The organism is Claveliimonas monacensis, from assembly GCF_014982975.1.
Lineage (GTDB): Bacteria > Bacillota > Clostridia > Lachnospirales > Lachnospiraceae > Claveliimonas > Claveliimonas monacensis.
This window is the reverse complement of sequence record NZ_JADCKL010000031.1, coordinates 1-1882: the sequence shown is the minus strand read 5'-3', so window position 1 is coordinate 1882 and position 1882 is coordinate 1. Positions and strand designations below refer to the sequence as shown.

The 1882-nt window shown below is 47.8% G+C and carries 1 protein-coding gene; it reads left to right on the top strand.

What is annotated here, in order from left to right; all coding sequences use genetic code 11:
- Positions 1-150 precede the first annotated feature (150 nt).
- The gene (locus tag INF30_RS14880; protein WP_226395716.1) at positions 151-1617 is read left to right on the top strand and encodes a DDE-type integrase/transposase/recombinase; all 1467 of its coding nucleotides are present in this window, start codon (positions 151-153) and stop codon (positions 1615-1617) included.
- Positions 1618-1882: the final 265 nt, after the last annotated feature.

Sequence of the window (1882 nt, the reverse complement as noted above, 5' to 3'; positions counted from 1 at the left end):
GGTAGTGTCCAAAACTACCATGCTTTTTATTGGTTAAAGTTACGTTTTACCTTGATCTTTTGGAGGTTTGCAAATAAAAAGAGCATTGACCTCCCTTTTCGTGTATAATGTCATCGACCAAAACAACATCCCCGAAAGGAGCCAATGCTCATGGACATTATACTTTATCTTCTCACCATCATTCAATACCTTTATCAGATGAATTGCTGGTTATTAAATTTTATCTGCAGATACATCCCACTCAAACAGTGGGCGTTTGATGACTCCCATTCCCCGAAATACCAGAAGTTCAAGATTGATGAACTTCCAAGGGTCCAGTTCCACCAGCATGACTGGCACTGGCAACTCCTCATCCCTTACTTCAAGCATCGCTATGATCAAGATATCAGGCCCATCGTCAGGCGCAAACCCTGTGACATCCCCGATGACTGCTGTTGCCCTTCCTGCGGCGCTCCCAAACCTTATCTCTACCGCAACAACGGCAAAGCAGGGCAGCTTAGCTGTAAGGTCTGTAGTACTAACTTCTCTCCCGGAGAAAACCGTTTCTCCAAGCAGTTTACCCTTCGCTGCCCTCACTGCGGCAATTCTCTTGTGGCTAAGAAGGAACGGAAACACTTCATCCTCCATAAATGTGTAAATCCTCACTGCCCTTACTATCTCCACAATCTGAAGAAGGTTGACAAAAAGGATCTGGAGGAGGACTACGGAAAGAATAAATACAAGCTCCATTACATCTACCGCCAGTTTACGATAGATTTTTTTCGCATGGACTTAAACTCTCTCCCCAAAGGCGCCTCTTCCCTCAGGTTCAGCAAATATAACACCCATGTCATGTCCCTGTGCCTGACCCTCCGCGTAAATCTCGGCCTTTCGCTCAGAAAAACTTCCCAGGCTCTTAAAGACCTGTATAACATCAACATCTCTCACCAGCAGATCGCCAACTACTGCAAAACCGCCGCTGTCTGCGTGAAACCCTTTGTAGACCTGTACCCTTACGCAAAAGGATCCGTCTTTACTGCTGACGAGACCTACATCAAGGTACGGGGCATCAAGACCTATGTCTGGCTTATCATGAATGCTGCTACTCGCTCCATCATCGGCTATCAGGTCTCTGACAACCGTGGAGTCGGCCCCTGCATCCTTGCCATGCGCATGGCCTTCCAGGGCTTAAAAAAGCTTCCGGAAAACTTTAAATTCATTGCAGATGGCTACAGCGCCTATCCCCTTGCCGCTATGGAGTTCGCAAAAAAGTTTGGGGAAGCGTTTACTTTCCAGATCACCCAGGTGATCGGCCTTACCAACGATGATGCCGTCTCCACGGATCACCGTCCCTTCAAGCAGATGATCGAACGGCTCAACCGTACTTATAAGGCTTCTTACCGTAAGACAAACGGCTTTGACAGCATCAATGGCGCAGGCTATGATCTTGCTCTCTGGGTAGCTTACTACAACTTTCTCAGGCCGCATAAACATAAGGGCTACCAGGTCCTCAACAAAGTAGGACACTTAGAGAATGCCGAAAATATGCCCGGCAAGTGGCAGCTTCTCATCTTCCTTGGCCAGCAGACAATCCTGCAGATGCAAAAGTCAGGGAGCGGAGATACAGTCTGTTCCTAGATCCGGAGCCGGAGATAACAACTCAGCCATCCCGGAGGGATTTACCCTTGATGGCACACAAAAGCAATGCTACAATGCTGTGGCCCAGACGGAGAAATCAGCCTGTTCCTGAGTCCTCCGCCGTCGATAAGGCGTTCAGAGCATTGCTTTTGTGTGCTGTCAAGGGTGGCGTGAGCTGCCATCAAACTTCATATCTGCGATTTTCAAGGTTCAATCGGAGCCTATTTTTTAGGCTTCGCTTTTTCATAACTTATTTGACACTACC